Below are 3,195 nucleotides of genomic sequence, written 5' to 3'. Positions count from 1 at the left end.
GACCACGTCCACGACCAGAGGTCTTGGAACCAGGTCGTCTTCGTCGCGACCCAGATGATGCCGGCGACCAGGGCGCCGATCGCCACCACCACCAGACCGATCGGGTTCGCGGTCAGGGCCACGTTCCACGCCCACTGGGCGGCGGTGGCGATACCGGTAGCGGCGGCACCGGCCAGTGCGGCGGTCCGGCTCGCCACCGTGGCGGCCGTGGCCTTGACCGCCGACAGGCTGACCGACTGGTTCGCCATCACCAGCAGGTTCCCGGCGCCGACCAGGCCGAGTGCGGCACTGGACGCCAGCTCGATGTTCTGCCCCCACACCGACATCGCCGTCGGGTCCGCGGCCCGCGTCGCCTCATTCAGGTCCAGCTGCGCCTGCTTCGCGTCAACGTTCGCCTGAGCTGCGTCACGACCGGCCTGGGCGGCGTCCTCCTGAGCCTGCTTCAGGTCGAGCTGCGCCTGTTCGCCGTCGATCCCGGCCTGACGTAGATCCTCCTGCGCCTGCTTCAGATCCAGAGCAGCCTGCCGGGCCTCGATCGACCCCTTGCCGTGCTCCTTCACCGCGTCGTTGTAATCCCGCTGCGCCTGCTCGGCGTCGATCCCGGCCTGCTCGATGTCGAGCAGCGATTGCGCCGCGTCGGCGCCGGCCTGCTTCGCGTCGAGCTGCGACTGATTGAGATCCAGCTGGGCCTGGCGCAGGTCACCGAGTGCCTGGTCCGCGTCGACCCCGGCCTGCTCGACATCGGCCAGGGCCTGCGCCTGCTCGGCTGCCCGGTTCGCGCCGAGCTGCTGGAGATCGGACAGGGTGCTGATCGTGCCGCCGGCGTCGCCGATGGCGGTCGACATACCGACAGCGATGTCGGCGGTCCGGTCGAGTCGACTGGAATAGCCGGCCGTCGCGGCGTCCGCCCGGCCAATCTGCTGGCCTGCGTCCCGGGCGGCGTCACCAACGCTCTGGGTCGCGGCAGCGGCCCGGTCAGCGGCCTTCTGCAACTGGGTCGCGTCACCGGCGAAGGTCAGCGTGACAGCGTTGCCGGCCATCAGTCCAGGTCCAACCCGGCGTCGGCGACGACGCGCAGCAGCGCCTGGCCCAACGCGGTCTCGATGTCGGCCCGCTTGGCGTGGTACGCCGGGTACACGTACCGACCACCCTTCTCGAACGGGCGGTACGCCGGACGGCCCTTGGTTCGCCCCTCACCGCCGTAGTCCAGCCACGGCACGTACGGCACCCGCTTCGACCCGGCTGACACTCGCGACGCGGTACGGGTCGACTTGGCCGTGACCGCCGCCCGGGCGCGACCGGTACGGCTCGGCATCATCGGCCGGGCCGCGTCGACCACGATGGAGGCGCCCTCGTTCAGGGCAAGCCGGAGGCCCTTCGGTGCGTCCGCGTCGAGCTTCTTCAAGCTGCGGTTGAACGCGGCCAGACCCTCGATCCGGATCGGTTCCGTCACCGCCGCCCCCCGCTTCTCGCTCGCTCCCGCAGCGCGTCCAACTCGGCCCGCTGTGCCTTGCGGGCGTAGTAGACGCCCCAGTGCATGTACTCGTCCGCGCTCATCTCGGCCCGCAGCCGGGCCACCGTCATCCCCAGCTTCTCGGCCAGGAAGTGATCGAATTCAAGCCCCGGATCAGTCGTGAAGGCTTTTGTACGCCTCCTTGGAGGCCCCCTGAGCGATCCCCGACAGCTCGTTGATGCGGGCGGTGAGCTTCTGGATGTCACCGAACGGCGCCACCTTGGCCATCACCGCGGCCTCGTCCTCCGTCATGGCCGGGCTGATCAGCGCCAGCGACAGCGAGTACGGCTCCATGTCCCGGCCCGCGTTCACGCCGTCCGAGATCTCCTTGACCTCGCCCCGGGTCAGTCCCCGCACCCGCACGACACCGACACCGTCCAGCGGTACGTCGTCCTCCGGGCAACGCTTCTGTAGCAGCCGGGCCTTCAGGTCTTCGTTGGTCATGGTCAGCTCCCTGCTTGCGGGGTGGTGTCGACGGTGTCCGACAGGGTCAGGTCACAGGTCCACGTGACCATGTCCGCGACTGGGTTCGTCTCGACGTACTGGCCAACCACGACGTCGACCTTGTCCTGCGGCTTGCCCGTCCCGGCGCCCTCGGGCTGGCGAATCAGCTCCACCTTCTGCCCGAGCAGCGGGGCGAGCACGGCCCGGGGCCCGGTGCTGGCGGTGTTGTCGTAGAGGCCACCCATCGACGCGGTGCCGTTGAGCAGACCGCCCTCGTGCACGTGGGCGAGCTTGCCGTAGGTGGTGGTGTCGTGGATGTCGGCACCCCGAGTCAACTCGCTGGTGTTGCAGTAGGCGGACAGGTCGTTGTCATCGAGGATGATCACCGTGTGCCTGCCGTGTACGTTCCCCACGGTCAGCCTCCTTGGCCTGTGATATCGAGATGGAACAGCGCCGCCAGGTACTCGGTACCGGCGTACGTGGCGACGTCGAACTCGGCGGACGCGACCCGAACCGCGTCGCAGGCCGTGTACGCGTACGCCTCCACTACGGCCTTCACCGAGTGGTCGCCGGACCCGTCGGCGTACTTCGCGACCGCCCGTACGGCCTCCGGTGTCGTCGGCCGAGGGACCAGGATGATGACCTCCAGGTCCGGGATCCGGTCGGTGCCCCGGCCGTACGTGGTGTCGTACTCGATCTGCTCCGGCAGGGTCACCAGGGCGGTTTCCCCGCTGGCCCGCTTCACGCCCCACTCCGGCACGTGCAAGCCCTCGATGGTGTCGAGAGCGGCCCGGACCTCGTCGGCGATGTCGGCGACGTTCACGGTCAGCCCACCCTTCGCCTACGGGACAGCCCGGCCAGCGTCGTCGCCACGTCCGGGTCGAGCCGGGCCAGCAGGCGCAGCTCCGACCCGTCGGCCGGTGACCCGGCCACGCCGTACGGGGAGTCCCGGCGACTTGCCCACCGCGACACCTGGAGCTTCGCCGCGCCGACCACACCAGCCGGGAACGCGGTCCAGCCCCACAGCGCCACGGCGACCAACGGCCGTCCTGGATAGCTGGTGAACCCCAGCCGCTCGTACGGCTTGCCCCGCTCCGGCGCGTCGTCCGGCAACAACACCGCACCAGAGTCCGCCACCGACATCCCTCCGACCGTCATCCCGGTGACGTCCTGGACGTCGTCCACCTCGACCAGCCACAGCCCGGACACGACGTCGTACATCGCCGGCCGGCGATACG

General features: G+C 69.9%; 5 protein-coding genes and 2 pseudogenes. All 7 read right to left on the bottom strand.

The genetic code is table 11. The annotated features are described in order from the left end of the window. Nucleotides 1-1,040, bottom strand: a pseudogene (locus tag ACIBF5_RS32625) (hypothetical protein); the annotation flags it as partial. Then, nucleotides 1,040-1,453 carry an HK97 gp10 family phage protein gene (locus ACIBF5_RS32620; protein WP_396816743.1) on the bottom strand — a complete coding sequence of 138 codons (414 nt, stop codon included), beginning with the start codon at nucleotides 1,451-1,453 and terminating at the stop codon, nucleotides 1,040-1,042. The pseudogene ACIBF5_RS32625 and the gene ACIBF5_RS32620, both read right to left, overlap by 1 nt. Beyond that, nucleotides 1,450-1,584, bottom strand: a complete 135-nt coding sequence (locus ACIBF5_RS32615; protein WP_396816742.1) for a hypothetical protein — start codon at nucleotides 1,582-1,584, stop codon at nucleotides 1,450-1,452. The genes ACIBF5_RS32620 and ACIBF5_RS32615 overlap by 4 nt, the downstream gene beginning before the upstream one ends. A 43-nt stretch (nucleotides 1,585-1,627) precedes the next feature. Further along, nucleotides 1,628-1,957 (bottom strand): hypothetical protein, encoded by a 330-nt coding sequence (locus ACIBF5_RS32610; RefSeq protein ID WP_396816741.1) that lies wholly within the window; start codon nucleotides 1,955-1,957, stop codon nucleotides 1,628-1,630. A 2-nt stretch (nucleotides 1,958-1,959) separates the two neighbouring features. Next, complete coding sequence (locus tag ACIBF5_RS32605; protein ID WP_396816740.1) at nucleotides 1,960-2,370, bottom strand: hypothetical protein; 411 nt, start codon at nucleotides 2,368-2,370, stop codon at nucleotides 1,960-1,962. Nucleotides 2,371-2,372: 2 nt separating this feature from the next. Beyond that, nucleotides 2,373-2,780: a hypothetical protein gene (locus ACIBF5_RS32600; RefSeq protein WP_396816739.1), complete on the bottom strand. Its 408-nt coding sequence runs from the start codon at nucleotides 2,778-2,780 to the stop codon at nucleotides 2,373-2,375. 2 nt (nucleotides 2,781-2,782) lie between these two features. Further along, nucleotides 2,783-3,195 (bottom strand): annotated as a pseudogene (locus tag ACIBF5_RS32595) (hypothetical protein); the annotation flags it as partial.

Source organism: Micromonospora sp. NPDC050417, assembly GCF_044458865.1.
Taxonomy (GTDB): domain Bacteria; phylum Actinomycetota; class Actinomycetes; order Mycobacteriales; family Micromonosporaceae; genus Micromonospora_G.
This window is presented reverse-complemented; position numbering and strand designations above follow the sequence as displayed.

Coding starts and splice junctions, on each gene's coding strand:
- ACIBF5_RS32615 (WP_396816742.1), bottom strand. CDS start 1,584: ATGACGGTGGCCCGGCTGCGGGCCGAGATGAGCGCGGACGAGTACATG.
- ACIBF5_RS32610 (WP_396816741.1), bottom strand. CDS start 1,957: ATGACCAACGAAGACCTGAAGGCCCGGCTGCTACAGAAGCGTTGCCCG.